Genomic DNA, 16,720 nt, shown 5'->3' with positions numbered 1-16,720 from the left:
TAGTTGCGACATCATAACAAGCGGTAGAACTAATCTTAGCCATATCTAGATTCTTTATCTGTAACTTAGCAATCTAAAATAACGTTTATATTTGTATGATAAATGATATAAATGGTGACCTTAAGATCTTTAATTATGGTGATAAATAAAAATATACTACTATAGTTGGTAACTTGCAAAGCTTTTAGTTTCTTTTTTTCTGAGGTTTTCTATATGTTAGTACTAATTTTGTTGCTTTCATTCTTTACATATACTTTGCAAAAAGTATCAAGTATATCTAATCTACTTTAGATGTATATTTCTTCATTGTTGAGCGCATATTTTAAAATCAAAATACTATGTAACTAACACTCTCTTTGAAATCTCTTATTGCTTCTCTTCTCTCCCCACTCACTTATCCTAAATTGTCGACTCTTAAAAAATTAGCTTATATTATGTCTAGGATATCATTTAAGAAAAAGTAAACTATAAAAGTTAATTGTATACTATAAACACTGCTAACAAGGTTAATAAAATTACTTCTTTGCTGCAAATTATAAGACAAGAATACCAATTTGTTCTAAAACGTGTTTAATAATTTTATAAAAAAATCACGAGTGGTGACCCCTACGGGACTCGAACCCGTGTTCCCACCGTGAAAGGGTGGTGTCCTAACCGCTAGACGAAGGGGCCTTAATTTGATTATTATAGATATAAGGAGAAAAGACATCCTTATCTTTGATTAGAGCAACTTTTTAATAGCACTATAGATAAATTATTTTTCTTAATTTATCTATAATAGTAACTTTGAGGTTTTATACAATACCTTTCCAAATATTGCAAGTATGAATTTTACCTCTGATAAATTAAAAATCAGTAAACAAAATTTAATTTAGATAAAGAAGAACTGGCATCAAAGCTTTTAACCACAATGTGATGCTGTCGTATAGACGCCATATGATGATCAAAAGCGAGACTTTGTTGCCAAATTTTCAAACTAAATGAGTATACTTCATAAAATTATAGGTTTACCTTAAGCTTAACACTACCTTGATGACTTTGATAATTCTTATTTAGATAATAATTATACTCTAAAGAAATTGTAGTATTTTTTATATTGCCTATAACACCTGCTCCTAAATTATAGGATGTTTTCGGTTGTTTTGGTATCAGGTAATCCTGCTTAAATGTTTTGTCAAATATTTGAATAATTCTATTTACTCTTTGAGTCTTCTCATTAAAATGATGCTCTAAAGCACCATATAATGTTAGTCCTAAATTATTAAACTTAAAAACATTTTTCAAAGGTATTTTAACTTTAGTACCAACAACTCCAGACAATATATTATTCTCTTTCATTGTAAGAGCTATTTCCTGTACGTTAATACCTGTTTCATTATATACCCCATCTCGTGACTTCCCATATCGTAAGCTGACATTTGGAGTAATAACTAAGTTGTTTTTAATAAGATAGTTATAGTTTAATAATGCCTCTGCATTATAACTATGATTACGATGTTTTACATTACTTTTAAATTTAGCATTACCATATGAATATGTTGTTTTATCTTTAATAAAGTTTCTAGAAGCAGATATTAAAGCTTGAGCTACAAAATTCTTCGGTAATTCTGTTTGTCCATAAATAGAAATTACGTGGCTATTAATAATTTCCTTATTATTATCTTTATTATTTTTAAATTTAAATACTGAATGGACATTACTATAAGCTATACCTATAATATTATCATCGATTTCAACATCAAAGCCGATAGTAGCACCTTTATTAATACCTCTATAACCATCAATATTATTAACACGTCTATGGTTATTAGTGCCATACATACCACGTATCCATAAACCTCTTTTAATATGAGATTCTTCATCACCAGCTGAAACAGTAGAAAGAGTTTTAGATGAATCTAATCTTGACTTAAGAACAGATGTTACTAAATTATTAACAATTTTATGTTGTGAATTAGTAGTAGGAGTAATTGCTGCTATGCTCTTTTTTACTTCTTCTATTGTTTCCTGTTCAAGAGGAATAGCTATATCAACTTCTGTTGTTATACTGTCTTCAGAATCAGGTGATTGCTCTGTTACTTCTATTAATGAATCATTACCATCATCTTTACCATCATCTTTGTCTTCCAATTCTACACTCTCTTCTTCTTCAATATTACTTGATAGTATATTTTCATATGATGAGAGTAACTGGTCAATTTCTGTTTCTGCTTCTGCTGCTGCTGCTTCATTTCCTAATGGGTGGTGTATAACTGAATCATTGTCTAAGCCTAACTCGTTTAGTGCTCCTGGTTGATTAACAATATCTTCAGATTCTTCATAGTGTATATTTTGTTCTAACTGTAACTGTTCTTTCGATAGATCTAGACCTACTAATTCCTCAACTATATTAGGAGTAGTTAATAACACTAGATCTTTTACATCTCCTTCTACCTTACGTGTAATCTCTTTTATTTGTGCAGAATAACTGTCCATTTTATCTTTCATCTTTTGTAGCCCTGTTCTACTTGTTTCTTTTTCTACACTATTTACTAATTTTTGAGCCTTATATATTACTTTTTTTATACTTTTTTCTTCTTTATTTATTTTTGATAAAATATTTCTTACATTTTTTGCTTCTACTGTCTTTGCTTTTTCTTCTGCCTCATATAATTCTTTATGTACTTTCGTACTATTACTCAACATTTGTTGCATTTGCTGCAAAATACCTGATTTTATATTTTGTATAGCTTCTGCTTTTTCTCTTGCTTTATTTTCCTCTCTTATTTTCTTTTCTGCTGCCTTTTGTTGTTTAGTTAGTGCTGCTTTTACTTTGTCTTGCTGCTTCTTTGCTCCTTTTGGCTGTTCATTTAGTACTACTTCTTCGGTAAGCACTGACATTTGTGCAGATAGTGGGACATTAAGCGCTTCCTGTCTCCTTTTTTCTCTATCCAATCTCCTTTTTTTGCCATTCAAAGATTCAGGACGTTTAAAAGATGTTAATAAACCATTTTCTCCTCTTTCAATAACATCTAAATCAATAGATTGACTACTAGCAATCACTTGAAAAGGGCTGGCAATTATTGCTCCTACTGAGATAGATGCAAGAAAAGAATATTTTAAAAATCTTAATTTTTTTGACGGATTTCGTTCTATTAATCTACTCATTACAAATACCTAATTTAAATTAATACCTAGATTGACATAAGCGTTGCGTATTATAAATAGTAAGGTTAACAAAAATCAATGATTTTTGGTTAATTTATTTCAATAATTATATGTTTGTGATTTTTATCTACCATTGAAAATTCTAAACTTTGTGACTAATACATATTTATATATTCGAGATATTTTAAGCAAAAATTAATTTCTGCTTATTGTTTACTAATAGGTAGTTTAGCTATTTTAGAGTTAATTGGCATACAAATTGTAGTCACTAGACATTTTTACGGCTTGTGATCTTTATATTATTCATCAAATGTTCTTGTTTGTGTTCTCTTGCTATTGCAGCTTTTATAATATTATTGCTAAATCCTAATTCCATATAAGTTTCCAATTACCTCTTATTGCCTTATCACTGTTGCAGATTATAAATTTTTCTTAAAAAAATTCATGGTTACTTGGATAGAAGAAAGATTTTTGTAGAGCAATAAAATTTTATATGACATCAAATGTTGATTCAAGCTTATTAGCAAGAAGCACAACAGCACCAGTATTAATCAACTAATTTTTTATATTTTCTAATTACTTCAGTACCATATAATCTTATCGTTGTACCTAAACCTTCTTTTTTCTTATAACACCTACTTTATTCCTTTTACTATGATTAAATTTGATAGCCATATTATAAAAATCCTGTATTTTATTGAGACAATACTAAAATTAGTAACATATTTAAATAATCTAGCAGTGCTATATGGCATTTTAATTATATCACAAATTTTAGTATTTTATTTTTTTACTTGGTTTCCTTTGGATTTGCATATGGAAACTAATACATGATGGTTTACTTGGTATTGCAATTATAGTAGTATTTTTATATATTCATAATTTATTTTCTAAGGCTAGTTTAATATTTAATGTAAAAATATAGCAATTGTTGATATAAAATAAGCTGGTACAAAACATCTACCTTTAACAGAGTTTACTAGGTAATTGGTTCATACAATAAAGACAGCTTAGTACTAACCTTTGAATAATAATAATACATTATATTGTCAATTCAGTCAGTCTTAAATATAAGGAGTAAATAAGTGAAGCTTACAACTAATAAGAGAGAGGCAAATAACAAAGTAAGTAAGTTATCAATTGGCTTATGTAACTAATTATATAGACAAAATTGTTATTAATATAAAGTAACTTTATTAAAAATGAAATTCATATAAACCTTAATTATAAAACTAAATGCATTAATGAGTCCAACATTGTAGAATAAAATTGAATGATACTAACAACAGATTTAAATCTTAAATGCAAATTATACAAAGAACCTTAAAAATTTCTTCAAAAGGATATAAAAGAATCCTAGAACTACTCAATATGAATCAAGGACAAGCTAGACTTATAGGTGGGTGCGTACGAGATGCATTACTTGGAAAAAATAGCTATGATATTGATATAGCTACTACTCTAGTACCAAACAAAGTAATTAGTATTTTATCAGAAGCTAAGATAAAAACTATCCCGACTGGTATAAAATATGGTACTATTACAGCAATTTTTAAAAATGAAAAATTTGAGATTACAACCCTTAGAAAAGATATTGAATGTAACGGCAGAAATGCTAAGGTAGTCTTTACAAATGATTTTGCCGAAGATGCGGCAAGAAGAGACTTTACCATTAATGCTTTAAGCTATTGTCCATTTAAAAGTGAGGTATATGATTATTTTAATGGATTTAAGGATTTGAAGCAGCAAAAAGTAGTGTTCATAGGCACAGCTATTGATAGAATTAAAGAAGATTATTTACGTATTTTACGTTTCTTTCGTTTTTCTAGCTATTATGCACATCAGCTTGATAGAGAAGCTTTTAAAGCATGCAAAATTTTAAAAGATGGCTTAAATAGCTTATCACGAGAACGAATAAAAAGTGAGATGGATAAAATTATAGTCTCAAAAAGAGCAGAACAAATTTTAGAATCTATGTTTAAAACAGGAATATTAAAGTTATTATTCTCTATACAAAATTATGAAATAAAAATTTTTGAGCAAGCTAAAAATTTTGAATTAGAATTAATAACAAGATATGTGCTGTTACTATATAAGCAAAAAGATTTAAGCTTAAATCAGTTTCTCAATTGGAAATTTTCACGTTATAAAGGAATGCAAATATTATTAATAATAAATTTTATCAATCTAGATGTAATTACCTCATTTAATATGAAAAAAATTTGGTTAGAAAAAAAGAATTATAAAGAATATTTATTAGCAGCTAACATAATAGGTAAATTAACTTATTCACAAGTAAAAGAATTTACACGTAAATATGATGCATTATTGCGTCCTAAGTTCCAAGTAAACGGTAATGATTTATTAAATATGAATATAGAAAAAAAAGAAATAGGTATAAAATTAGAATATCTAAAAAATTTTTGGATAAATCAGGATTTTAAGACTACTAAATCAGAATTATTAAATATAATTAGGAATTATGAAGCTTAGGATTTTAATTTTATTATGTTTTATATTTTTGAGTCTTGTTAGCTATGGTAAACCTAAAATAGTTATAAGTATTACGCCGATCACTAGTATAGCTGCAATGCTTGTTAAAGATAAAGCAGATCTAAATAGTTTAGCTATTAGCAGTGACTGTCCACATCATTATAGTTTAAAACCAAGCGATTTAGCAAAAGTTAAGAATGCCGATATAACTATTTATATAGATAAACAATTTGATAGCTTTGCTGAGAAACTGATTAATAACCATAATAAAAACATTGTCAAAATTAGTGATATTAAATCTTTAAAAATTATAAAAGATAATTGGCATATTTGGCTCAATCTTGATAATGTTCAGATTTTACTACAAGAATTTGCAAAAATATTTAGCGAAAAATTTCCTAAGCTACAAGATGATATTAATCATAACCTTTCATTAGCACTTAAAGAATTAAAAAACTTGCAAGAAACTAAAAATAATGAACTTGCAACTTTAAAAGATGTAATTTTATTAAATGATAGCACAGAATATTTTTTTGTTAATACTAACATTAAAACTACAAAGCTTTATAGCGAAAATCAAAAAAGCTTGAGATATATAAGTAAGCTGGACAATCTTATTAAGCAATCTAATAATAAATGTCTTGTTTTAAGTAATGAGCACGATGCGCAACTATATAACAAATTAAATACTAAAATGGTAATACTAGATAGCGAAAACTGGAATGTAAAAAATATCAATCCAAGTACTTTTAAGGAGCAATATTTACAAATGATTTACCAAGTTAAAAAATGTTTATTAATTTCCAATGTTAAATAGTCAAACAATATTAAATTGTGAAGATGAGACGAAAGCTTTTGCAAAGCTTTTAGCACAAAATTTAAAACCGAATAATATAGTTTTATTTAATGGTGAGCTTGGGGCTAGTAAAACATTTTTTTGTCGTGAAATTATTAAATATTTTTGTGGTGAAAATATAACAATTATAAGCCCAACTTTTAATATACTGCAAACATATAAAGCACCTAATTTTACTATCTATCATTATGATCTCTATCGCCTAAAATCTCCTGCAGAAATTTATGAACTTGGATTTGATGAAGCATTAAACGGTAATTTAACTTTAATAGAATGGTCTAAAATAATTAAGCACTTACTTACACCTCCTTTAATTGAAGTAAATCTAGAAGTGTTAGACAACACTAAACGTTTATGTAATATTACAATAAATTATGTTTAAAATCATATGAAATTGAGAAGTAATACAAAACACTATATAAAAATATTCTTTTATTGATTTTTTACAAATTCTTCACTTTTTATTATAAAACTTAATATTCAAAAGAATAAAAATTCTACTAGAAAAATTGAATTATAATGTAAGTAAGTAATTAATTATTCGGTAGTAAAAATGCTTGCTCAATAGGCAATAGCTTTAATTTCGTTAGCATTGGCATTATTAAATCTATACCAAGTTTTTCATTACTATTACCATGCACTAATATAAAAGAGCCATCTGTAGCAGTTTCCCCCTTAGCAAGCCAAGCATTACTACCAAGTGGAATAAAACCAAAACTTTTTAATTGCTCTATTAATGTTTGATCTGAAATTAAACCAGGAAAACGGAAGAAGGGCGAAGGAGCTATATCATGACTTACTAATATTTTTCCTGTATCAAGCACTTCATTTTCAAAATTATCCTTATTAGAAAGAAGAAAATTATTTTTAAGAGGTCTATCCTTAAAATAAGGATGACTAAATGAATGATTAATCCAAGCTATCTGCAAATAACCTTCTTCTTGTTGCTTTATTAGCCACAAAAATTCTTCCTGGTGTTTATTAATCCATAGTCCAGAAACACATATAGCAATAGGAATAGGCTTATTTAATTTAATTGATAATTCCACAAGCTTATTAAAAAAATCTTTTTCAAAACTTTTAGAAGAAGGACACATATCAATTGTAAGGAAATGTCCTTTTACTTTATATATTGAATGAGTCACACCATAATTTTGTAATATATAAGGTGCAACTGTATATTTATTTAAAACTTCAATATAAGGAGTTTTATTTAATTTTTTTAGAAGATTTTGTTTTTCTGTTTCATTTTTAGGTAAAACTACTTGATCTTGTGGTACTAGCACAGTCTTAAAAGAGCTTGGATCTACAAGAACAAAATATGGCTTAGAATTATTTTTCAAATAAGAACGAATAGCAATTTTTATTTCTTTGTTCTCAGTAATTACAGGTAAAAATACTACTCGATAATCGCTTATGGTCATTGTTCTTTCACTTTCATTTGCATAACTAAAACTAGAAAATATTATTATTATAAAGCTTAAAATCTTTCTCATTACTTTGTCATTTATTATAAGCATAATTGCTAGGCTTTAGCAAATTTCCTCTATTATTATATCATATTAGCATAAAATTCTGTGATTTTATCCTTTACTGCTACCGGATCATTCATCAAATTAATAGAGCTTCTAAACTCTGCTGAGTTAGGTAAACCACTACTATACCAGCCAATATGCTTACGTGCAATCGGCACACCCATAGACTTACCGTAATAATCAATGATTGCTTGATAATGCTGAGTCACAATACCTAGTTGCTCTGCTATAGAAGGAGAAGGTTTTTCTTCTCCAGTTTTAAGGTGATGCGCAATCTGTGAAATCAACCAAGGCTTACCATATGCCCCTCGTCCAATCATAATACCGTCTGCACCTGATTTTTCTAATGCTTCTTTTGCCCTAACAAAATTAGTAACATCACCATTAGCAATAACCGGAATTTTTACTGCTTCCTTAACTTTCTTAATAAAATCCCAATCAGCATTACCAGAGTAAAACTGACATCTAGTTCTACCATGAACCGTAACCATCTGAATCCCTGCATCTTCAGCAATTTTAGCTAAAGTTGGAGCGTTTTTTGTTTGATTATCCCAACCTATACGCATTTTAACCGTTACCGGAATTTTTACTGCTTTAACTGTTGCTTCAAAAATCTTAGCTGCAAGCTGCTCATCTCTCATTAACGCTGAACCTGAATAACCACCTACTACTTTTTTTGCAGGACAACCAAAATTAAGATCGATAATTTTTGCACCCATATCTTCATTCATTTTAGCAGCCTCTGCTATTACACTCGGCTCGCAGCCCGCTAGTTGCACACAAGCACTTGTTGCATCATCACACATGATAGCACACTTCTGTATTGACTGTCTAGATTCCACAATCATTGCTCTGCTTGCAATCATTTCAGAAACTACAAGCCCAGCACCAAATCTTTTTACTAATCTTCTAAACGCAAGATCCGTAACACCTGACATTGGTGCTAATATAACATTTGAAGAAAGTTCGATATTACCTATTCTTATCATTAAGATTATTACAACAATAAATGCTTATATTATCACAATTACATATTTTTGTCTAGTATTACTAATTAAGATATAGACAAAAGCTAATTAATCTATTATAATTACTGGGTTGTATTTCTTTAATTAGGCTCCTAATCCAAACTTGCTAAGGAATTTGAAAGAGGTACTGAACATCAATCCACAGTGTACAAGACATACATGAGGATTTGAAGGTTATTATCCCAATTATCACTAAAATTAACGTTTGGAAAGAGATTTATTGGCCATATAGCTCAGGTGGTAGAGCAAAGGACTGAAAATCCTTGTGTCGTTGGTTCGATTCCAACTGTGGCCGCCATCATTTTATTCTTGAATTTGTTAAGTTTTTATATGGTAGATAGTAATTTTTATAAAAATCTAGGACCAAGAAAACTAACAGCTATTATAGGGTTTTTACAAGACATTATAGAAGCTCCTAGAATTTATGAAGATATAGTAATTCACAATATTAAAACTCTAGGAGAAGCATCTTCAAATGATATAAGCTTTTTAAGCAACATAAAATATTCTGAATTTTTAAAAAGTACTAAAGCTGCTGCTTGTATTATACCAAAAAATTTTACAGGGGAGGTAAGTAATAAAACTATTTTACTTCGTGCTGAAAATTCATACTTTGCTTACAGTAAGTTGATAGATTTTTTCTATGCCCCCGTTAAATCATACCCTGCAAAAATAATGAAATCGGCGCATATTGCAGATTCGGCAACTATAGGTAAGAATTGTTATATAGGCCATAATGTAGTTATTGAAGATAATGTTATTATAGGTGATAATAGTGTTATAGAAACTGGGGCTTTTATAGACAGAAATGTAACTATTGGTAGAAACGCTATAGTACAATCAAATGTTTCAATAAGTTATGCAATTATAGGTGATGATGTAGTAATATCTGCAGGTGCAAAAATTGGACAAGATGGTTTCGGATTTTCAACAGAAAACGGGGTACATCATAAGATATTTCATACTGGAATCGTTAAAATTGGTAATAGTGTAGAAATTGGTGCTAATACTACAATTGATAGAGGATCATTACAAGATACTATTATAGAAGATTTATGCCGTATAGATAATTTAGTGCAAATCGGGCATAGTGTTAGGATAGGTAAAGGTTCTATTATTGTAGCGCAAGTAGGTATAGCAGGTAGCAGCATAATTGGTAAATATTGTACCCTTGGAGGACAAGTAGGAGTAGCTGGCCATTTAACTTTAGGTGATAGAGCACAAGTAGCAGCGCAAGGCGGCGTAGCACAAAATATAGAAGCCGGTAAAATTGTTGGCGGCAGTCCAGCAGTACCTATTATAGATTGGCATAGGCAATCTGTAATTATGAAACAATTCTTAAGGAAGAGACCTAAATAAATGACTATCGATATTACAGAAATTATGAAAATGATACCTCATCGTTATCCATTTTTATTAGTAGATAGGGTACTTGAAATTAATCCTAATAAATCAATAATTGGTATTAAAAATGTTACCATCAATGAACCTCAATTTATAGGACATTTTCCAAATAAACCAGTCATGCCTGGTGTTTTAATAATTGAAGCTATGGCACAACTTGGTGCTATATTAGTTGCTAAATCATTAGATTCAACTAAAAATAAAGAAGTTTTTCTAATGGCTATTGAACATTCAAAATTTCGTAAAGTTGTCCAACCTGGGGATACTATGTATATCTATGCTACTATTGATCAACAAAGAGGCAATGTATGGAAATTTTCTAGTACAGTAAAAATTGAAGAAGAAATAGCCGCAGAAAGTAAATTTACAGCAATGCTTAGAGAAGTCGAGCTAAAAACAGGAATTAGCAGTGTCAAGTTCTAATATACATCCAACTAGCATAATTGCCGAAAGCGCAAAACTCGGTAAAGGCATAAAAATCGGTCCGTACTGCATTATAGGCCCTGAAGTAGTACTCCATGATAATGTAGAGCTGAAATCTCATGTAATAATTGAAGGTATTACCGAAATCGGTGAAAATACAGTAATTTATCCTTTTGCTTCAATCGGTCAACCACCGCAAATTTTAAAATATGCTCAAGAAAGATCAAGTACAATAATTGGCTCTAATAATACTATTAGAGAATATGTAACCATACAAGCAGGAAGTCAAGATGGCGGTATGATTACAAAAGTAGGTAATAACAATTTGTTTATGGTTGGTGTTCATATAGGCCATGACTGTAATATCAAGCACAATGTTGTATTTGCTAACTATGTAAGCTTAGCAGGACATATAGAAGTAGGTGATTATGCAATAATAGGAGGGCTATCTGCAGTACATCAATATGCTAGAATTGGAGCACATTCAATGATAGGTGGTTTATCACCTGTAGGAGCAGATGTAATACCATTTGGGCTTGTAAGCAGTAAACGTGCAGTACTTAAAGGTCTAAACCTAGTAGGTATGAATAGAAGAGGCTTTGATAAAGCAGAATCTTTAAATGCTTTAAAAGCTATAGAAGAAATTTTCTCATATAGTGGTACTTTTGCTGAACGTATTAGACAAGCTTCGGAAAAATATAAAAATAATTCTATAGTAATACAAATTATTGATTTTCTTAATCAAGATAGCAGCAGAGCTTTTTGTTCTTTCGAGAAGTAATTTTATGATTAACTGTACTTTGTGTTATATTATCAATTAGGTGTTAGTTTAGTTATTTTAATTATTTAAAAATAGCAAAAAGTATTACAATTAGCATACGCTTAGAAATAAATTTAAGTAAAAAGCTTGAAAAAGCATCTTATACTTTATATACCGTAGTAAAAACTATATAATTATTGAAACAACACCATATATATCTTAAATAACTAGAAAATTTAGACTTAGCTAAGGAAAATAGATATCAATATTTATTAAAACTCAGATTTTAGAGAAGGATGGAGTACTTAATGAGAAGAGTAAACATTATACGTGCAGCATAATAAAATCCATGGTAAGGTAAAACAGATCTACTATCGTAGTTTAAGCAAATTTACTTACCATGCCAAATTATTATTTGTATAACACATTTAGAAGATATTTTATTGTTTCTTATATAAACCATACAAACTGGATGATTAATATCTCAAATTATAGATACTTTTAAATTAAGTAATATTATACTACTAAACCAACTTTTTCATTTTTTCTTGCAAAGAATTTTGATGCAAGCGAGTTTTGAAACTTCTAAAATCAACTATTTCTGCTTTTTGATTCTGACAGCTACATGCAAAAATATATTTTTTCTCCCCTTTAATTTTTTGTATACATTGACCACAAATTCCTTTCATCATACACTGCATAGATGAATTAATACTAACAATAATTTCTGTATTTTGACCAAATATCTCATTTTTTAGGCTTTGTAATTCTTGTGCTATCTCAGGTGAAGCATTAATTATTACTCTATCAACAGAAGTTAATTTACAAGTTTTAATATACTGTTTTATATCATCTATTATAGTAGAACCAGTAAAAAATATAACTTCACAATTATTTTTTTTAAAAGCTTTAGCTAGCAATAATAACCTATTACTAGCAAACATTGAATCAATAACAACTATTTTTTTATTCTTTAGTGTTCCTGTCTGTGTACCTGTTGGTCCCATTAAAACAACTTGTTCACTTTCAGAGAACATCTTACATAGACTAGTTGATTTACCAACTTCATAAATTATAAAACTAATCAAGCCTTTTTCTGCGTTAATATCTGCAACACTTAATGCTAAAGATTCTATTAATTTAGTAATATCATTAGAATAGTTTTGTAAACGAAAAAATTGTCCAGGTTTAAAATTTTTAGCTGCAAGTGGTGATTGAACTATTAATTCAAACGTTTTATTATCTAGAATATTTACCTTTTGAACTCTGCTAACTAATAAGTAATCAAGCTGTGTATAAAAATCTTTGTAACTACCATTAAATTTGGGATTATTATTTATAAGTTTTTTATTAATATTTTCATATCCTTCTTTAGTACTTGCAAGAGCTTTAACTACACTACCAGAATATTTAGGATTACAATCACCAAAATAACTATATTTATCCTCATCAAGCTGAATATTACTTTCAATACCAACTGCCATTATCATAGTTTTAGCTTTTACTTTTGAATCTTGAAATTCTATAGATTCTATATGACCATATTTATCAGTATTAATTCTTAAAGGTTGCATATTTTCAGCAAAATTGACGCCGAGTGCTATAGCATATATTAGCTCTTCATGATTTAATCTATATGCTGGAGAATCCTGTAATTTAGCGCGGTAATAAATAGTAACACCGCCAATTTCATTAAAAATTTTTCTTAATTCATTAATATCTTTAGCTTTTTCAAATAATTTTGCATGTATAATAAATTCTTTAGCTATTTCTTTATCTTCTTCTGTCCACTCTTTTTCTGTACGATTTTTGCCATATTTATGAACTGCGAGTTCATAATCTTTAAAAAATCTCTCCACTTGCATTTTATAATAATATAAGCTTTCTGTTGCTACATCTATTGAAGTAAGACCTCCTCCTATTATTGCAATTGGCATTCTAATTACCATATTAGTGTTAGAATTCTTTAAAAATGCTCCTCCACTTTGCAGAGTCATTAAGAAATCAGAAGCAGTTTTTACGCCTTTAGCTTCAAAATTTTCTATTTCTAAAATTTTTGGTGCACCTGCTCCTGTACATAAAGCTATATGATCGAAGCCTAAGTCAAATGCTTGCTCCTTTGTTATATTACTACCTAAAACTACTCCATCATAATATCTAAAATTATTATTTCTCTCTAATATTAAACGTAATATATCAAGGTTATTTTTATTGAAGCGGACAGTAATACCATATTCTGTTACCCCTCCAAATCCTCTTGGCATTCTCTCTGATAATAAGCTCTTATATTCATGCCAAAATTTGATAGGTTTATGGATATCAAATGGTAGTGGAGTAATCTTAAAGCCATCGATAGCAATAACATTGTGACCTGATCGTAATAAATAATAGCTAAGGCTAAAACCTGCCGGACCAAGACCAGTGACTAAAATATTATAATTAGTAGATTCTTTTGGTAACGGAGCATAGATATTAAGAGGATTCCAGCGAGTAAGCAGTAGATATATTTCTAAGCCATAAGGTAATTTAAGTGTTTCCTCTAAAATATTTGACTCTATTAGTGGTATATTTACCGGATCTTGCTTTTGATAAATACATGCTTTTGAGCAATCATTACAAATTCTATAACCCGTTGCTGCAACCATCGGATTATCAATAACAATAATAGCAAGAGCACTTAAGTTAAAACCTTGTGCCTTAACATAATTCATCTCAGAAATTTTTTGTTTTAACGGACAACCATTAGTGTTATTGTAAGCAGTTATAGGCTGTGTAGCAGTTTTATGATTTTTTATATTATTCCTATTTTTTACTGCATTTTTATAAAAGCGAGAATTTATCAAACCTTTGGAACATGAATCATTGTCCTGTTCATGGCAGTAAATACAATAATGAGAATGGTTTAAAGCTTCATCCAAATTTAAAAAAGAGTCATTATAGTTAAAATCCATTCTCTTATTTTTTTTTTGATATCTTATTACTTTTTTACTGTCTATTAGATTTTCTTTATCTAGTTTTTGAGGAATACTAAATAATATTTTATCACTTTTATTTTCAAATACTTGATATGCTGCATATTGTGCTGCTATTTCTAGCTCTTCAGCAAAACTTTTCTCATCTTGTTGCCATATGATTATTTGCTTAGCAAGATTTTCGATAGTAAAACTCTCTCTTATTAAATTAGTTAGCTTTAAATAAATATTATTAAAATCAATATCTTTTATTTTTTCTTGTGGATATTTTTTTATTGCGTAACGCTGGACAAATTTTCTTTTACATTCATAAATAATATTAAAATCTTTATGCTTAAGCCTTAATATCGTTATTTCTTTTGAAATGCAAAATAATTCTGCTAAAAAATCATCTAAATAAGGAGATATTTTTAATAAAAATTCAGAGTAATCTTTTGAAAAAATAGAGAAAGGAGCTGATCTAAATAATATTAGATCTTTATGCAGAGACTTATCAGCTTTAAAAATATAGTCTAAAAATATCTGATCTAATTTTTTAAGTCCGGTTAAATCTAATTCATTAAAATCTAGATTAAAACCGAGTTTCATAAATAATAAATAACTTTTTTAGAAAAATGTCTATAAATAAAATAACTTATACAAACGGTAATAAATGACACTATAATAGACTTAATTATTAATATAATCCCTGGTAATGTTCCATAAATCACCAGAGATTGCACCGGTCTTATAACTAAAAAGAATGGGTTAAGCTCAAAATATATTTTTTTAGATTCTGGAATTAAAGAATATGGATAAACTATTGGAATACTCCAATAAATAACCCCAAGAATAACATTTAATATTTGTGGAATATCTCGGATGTACGGTGTTAGGAAAGCTACTGCAATAGAACTGCTAATCACACATATTATTAATGGTAAAACTAATATTGGCATAAATATTATTTGCCAAGAAAAATTTTCTGGAAACAGTAAAATAAAAGCAAAATACATTGCTGAAAATGAGCAAATTAAAGTATATAATTGCCCTAAACTATCTGCAACTGGAAAAAAAGTTTTAGAAATTCTAACTTTTTTTATTATTTGATCACGTGTAACCAAAGAACTTGAACAAATCGTTAAGCTGCTTACTATAAAGCTCCACAAAGGAATTCCACCGACTAAGTTCATTATCATAAATTCTCTTGGTTGTCTTAATAAAAAACTGAAAAAATATGAAATTACCATTATATGAATAAAAGGTTGAATTAAGCTCCATAAAGAGCCCAAAAAAGAATCTTTATTTTGTCTAATTATGGAAGCTTTAACTAGTAATGCTATTGCTTGCCAGTATTTTTTGGAAAAAAAATACTTTATCATTTATGGATTTCTCCGTTGTATGTTGTAGATTTTAAATATTTCTGATGGAGTACCGTCACTGATAATATTACCATCATGTAAAAAAATACATCTATCACAATTATCTTTTATAATTTCTTCTTGATGACTTACTATTATTGAAATAGGAGTATTTTTAAATTTGTTTTTCATTAAATTAAGAGATTTCTCTATAAAATAGCTATCTCCTGCTGCAAAAACTTCATCAAGTAACAAAATCTGTGGATTTTGAAATACTGATACAGAAAAAGCAAGGCGTGATAACATACCTGAACTATAAATTTTTATCGGTAAATCAATTTTACTGCCTAACTCTGAAAAATCTATAATGTCCTGTTCAACTTTTTTGCTATATTTATCTAACATGTTATTATATAGCATTAACATTTTTATATTTTCACGACCAGTCTGCTCTGATTCAAAACCAACTCCCATATCTATAATTGCAGCAATATCTCCATGAACTTTGATTGTACCAGATTTCAATGGATATATCCCTGCTATTGCTTTTAAAAGAGAACTTTTCCCTGAACCGTTAGAACCTATAAAAGCTATTTTTTCTCCTTCATAACAAGAAAAATTAATGTTATTTAATATTGGTATATTTGGAGAGAGAGAGACTCCTTTTTTCAAAAAAAAATGTTTTAGACCTTGTGCTCTCTTATGAGTATCAATACCTTCTACATAACCATTTATTATTTCTATAAATACCTTTGAGGACAT

11 protein-coding genes, 2 tRNA genes and 1 pseudogene are annotated in these 16,720 nt (G+C 28.6%); 7 read left to right on the top strand and 7 right to left on the bottom strand.

Features of this window, described 5'->3' with window-relative positions; genetic code table 11:
• Positions 1 to 597: 597 nt before the first annotated feature.
• Both AC27F4_RS03185 and AC27F4_RS03180 read right to left on the bottom strand, forming a co-directional pair.
• A tRNA-Glu gene (locus AC27F4_RS03185) sits at positions 598 to 672 on the bottom strand.
• 327 nt (positions 673 to 999) lie between these two features.
• Positions 1,000 to 2,484, bottom strand: a pseudogene (locus AC27F4_RS03180) (autotransporter outer membrane beta-barrel domain-containing protein); the annotation flags it as partial.
• A gap of 1,965 nt (positions 2,485 to 4,449) precedes the next feature.
• On the opposite strand from AC27F4_RS03180, the gene AC27F4_RS03175 reads away from it, so the two are divergent.
• The 3 genes from AC27F4_RS03175 to tsaE are packed head-to-tail and all read left to right on the top strand — an operon-like array spanning position 4,450 to position 6,878.
• Complete coding sequence (locus AC27F4_RS03175; RefSeq protein ID WP_487062028.1) at positions 4,450 to 5,640, top strand: CCA tRNA nucleotidyltransferase; 1,191 nt, start codon at positions 4,450 to 4,452, stop codon at positions 5,638 to 5,640.
• A complete protein-coding gene (locus tag AC27F4_RS03170; protein WP_487062026.1) occupies positions 5,630 to 6,457 on the top strand; it encodes a metal ABC transporter solute-binding protein, Zn/Mn family in 828 nt (275 codons plus the stop codon). The genes AC27F4_RS03175 and AC27F4_RS03170 overlap by 11 nt, the downstream gene beginning before the upstream one ends.
• A complete protein-coding gene (tsaE, locus tag AC27F4_RS03165) occupies positions 6,447 to 6,878 on the top strand; it encodes a tRNA (adenosine(37)-N6)-threonylcarbamoyltransferase complex ATPase subunit type 1 TsaE (protein ID WP_487062024.1) in 432 nt (143 codons plus the stop codon). The genes AC27F4_RS03170 and tsaE overlap by 11 nt, the downstream gene beginning before the upstream one ends.
• Before the next feature lie 151 nt (positions 6,879 to 7,029).
• Here the strand turns inward: tsaE and AC27F4_RS03160 are convergent, their stop codons facing one another.
• A complete protein-coding gene (locus AC27F4_RS03160; protein WP_487062022.1) occupies positions 7,030 to 7,992 on the bottom strand; it encodes a polysaccharide deacetylase family protein in 963 nt (320 codons plus the stop codon).
• A 56-nt stretch (positions 7,993 to 8,048) separates the two neighbouring features.
• Complete coding sequence (gene dusB / locus AC27F4_RS03155; protein ID WP_487062020.1) at positions 8,049 to 9,020, bottom strand: tRNA dihydrouridine synthase DusB; 972 nt, start codon at positions 9,018 to 9,020, stop codon at positions 8,049 to 8,051.
• 261 nt (positions 9,021 to 9,281) lie between these two features.
• Between dusB and AC27F4_RS03150 the strand changes: the two genes are divergently transcribed.
• The 4 genes from AC27F4_RS03150 (at position 9,282) to lpxA (ending at position 11,667) form a co-directional block, all read left to right on the top strand.
• Positions 9,282 to 9,357: transfer RNA gene (locus tag AC27F4_RS03150), tRNA-Phe, on the top strand.
• A 32-nt stretch (positions 9,358 to 9,389) separates the two neighbouring features.
• Positions 9,390 to 10,418, top strand: a complete 1,029-nt coding sequence (gene lpxD, locus AC27F4_RS03145) for a UDP-3-O-(3-hydroxymyristoyl)glucosamine N-acyltransferase (protein ID WP_487062018.1) — start codon at positions 9,390 to 9,392, stop codon at positions 10,416 to 10,418.
• Positions 10,419 to 10,886 (top strand): 3-hydroxyacyl-ACP dehydratase FabZ, encoded by a 468-nt coding sequence (gene fabZ, locus AC27F4_RS03140; protein ID WP_487062016.1) that lies wholly within the window; start codon positions 10,419 to 10,421, stop codon positions 10,884 to 10,886.
• Positions 10,873 to 11,667 (top strand): acyl-ACP--UDP-N-acetylglucosamine O-acyltransferase, encoded by a 795-nt coding sequence (gene lpxA, locus AC27F4_RS03135; protein ID WP_487062014.1) that lies wholly within the window; start codon positions 10,873 to 10,875, stop codon positions 11,665 to 11,667. The genes fabZ and lpxA overlap by 14 nt, the downstream gene beginning before the upstream one ends.
• A gap of 503 nt (positions 11,668 to 12,170) precedes the next feature.
• On the opposite strand, the gene AC27F4_RS03130 is transcribed toward lpxA, so the two are convergent.
• The 3 genes from AC27F4_RS03130 to AC27F4_RS03120 are packed head-to-tail and all read right to left on the bottom strand — an operon-like array spanning position 12,171 to position 16,720.
• Positions 12,171 to 15,206, bottom strand: coding sequence for an FAD-dependent oxidoreductase (locus AC27F4_RS03130; protein WP_487062012.1), 3,036 nt, complete (start codon positions 15,204 to 15,206; stop codon positions 12,171 to 12,173).
• A complete protein-coding gene (locus tag AC27F4_RS03125; protein ID WP_487062010.1) occupies positions 15,203 to 15,979 on the bottom strand; it encodes an ABC transporter permease in 777 nt (258 codons plus the stop codon). The genes AC27F4_RS03130 and AC27F4_RS03125 overlap by 4 nt, the downstream gene beginning before the upstream one ends.
• On the bottom strand, positions 15,980 to 16,720 hold the full coding sequence (locus tag AC27F4_RS03120) for an ABC transporter ATP-binding protein (RefSeq protein ID WP_487062008.1): 741 nt from the start codon (positions 16,718 to 16,720) through the stop codon (positions 15,980 to 15,982). It lies immediately after the preceding gene.

Source organism: Candidatus Rickettsia mendelii, assembly GCF_057543435.1.
The sequence above is the reverse complement of the archived record's forward strand: the minus strand, read 5'-3'. Positions and strand labels throughout refer to the sequence as shown.

What these genes read in the sequence shown, in the direction of transcription:
- AC27F4_RS03175 (WP_487062028.1), top strand. Translation starts at nt 4,450, where the DNA reads ATGCAAATTATACAAAGAACCTTAAAAATTTCTTCAAAAGGATATAAA.
- AC27F4_RS03170 (WP_487062026.1), top strand. Translation starts at nt 5,630, where the DNA reads ATGAAGCTTAGGATTTTAATTTTATTATGTTTTATATTTTTGAGTCTT.
- tsaE (WP_487062024.1), top strand. Translation starts at nt 6,447, where the DNA reads ATGTTAAATAGTCAAACAATATTAAATTGTGAAGATGAGACGAAAGCT.
- AC27F4_RS03160 (WP_487062022.1), bottom strand. Translation starts at nt 7,992, where the DNA reads ATGAGAAAGATTTTAAGCTTTATAATAATAATATTTTCTAGTTTTAGT.
- dusB (WP_487062020.1), bottom strand. Translation starts at nt 9,020, where the DNA reads ATGATAAGAATAGGTAATATCGAACTTTCTTCAAATGTTATATTAGCA.
- lpxD (WP_487062018.1), top strand. Translation starts at nt 9,390, where the DNA reads ATGGTAGATAGTAATTTTTATAAAAATCTAGGACCAAGAAAACTAACA.
- fabZ (WP_487062016.1), top strand. Translation starts at nt 10,419, where the DNA reads ATGACTATCGATATTACAGAAATTATGAAAATGATACCTCATCGTTAT.
- AC27F4_RS03130 (WP_487062012.1), bottom strand. Translation starts at nt 15,206, where the DNA reads ATGAAACTCGGTTTTAATCTAGATTTTAATGAATTAGATTTAACCGGA.
- AC27F4_RS03125 (WP_487062010.1), bottom strand. Translation starts at nt 15,979, where the DNA reads ATGATAAAGTATTTTTTTTCCAAAAAATACTGGCAAGCAATAGCATTA.
- AC27F4_RS03120 (WP_487062008.1), bottom strand. Translation starts at nt 16,720, where the DNA reads ATGTCCTCAAAGGTATTTATAGAAATAATAAATGGTTATGTAGAAGGT.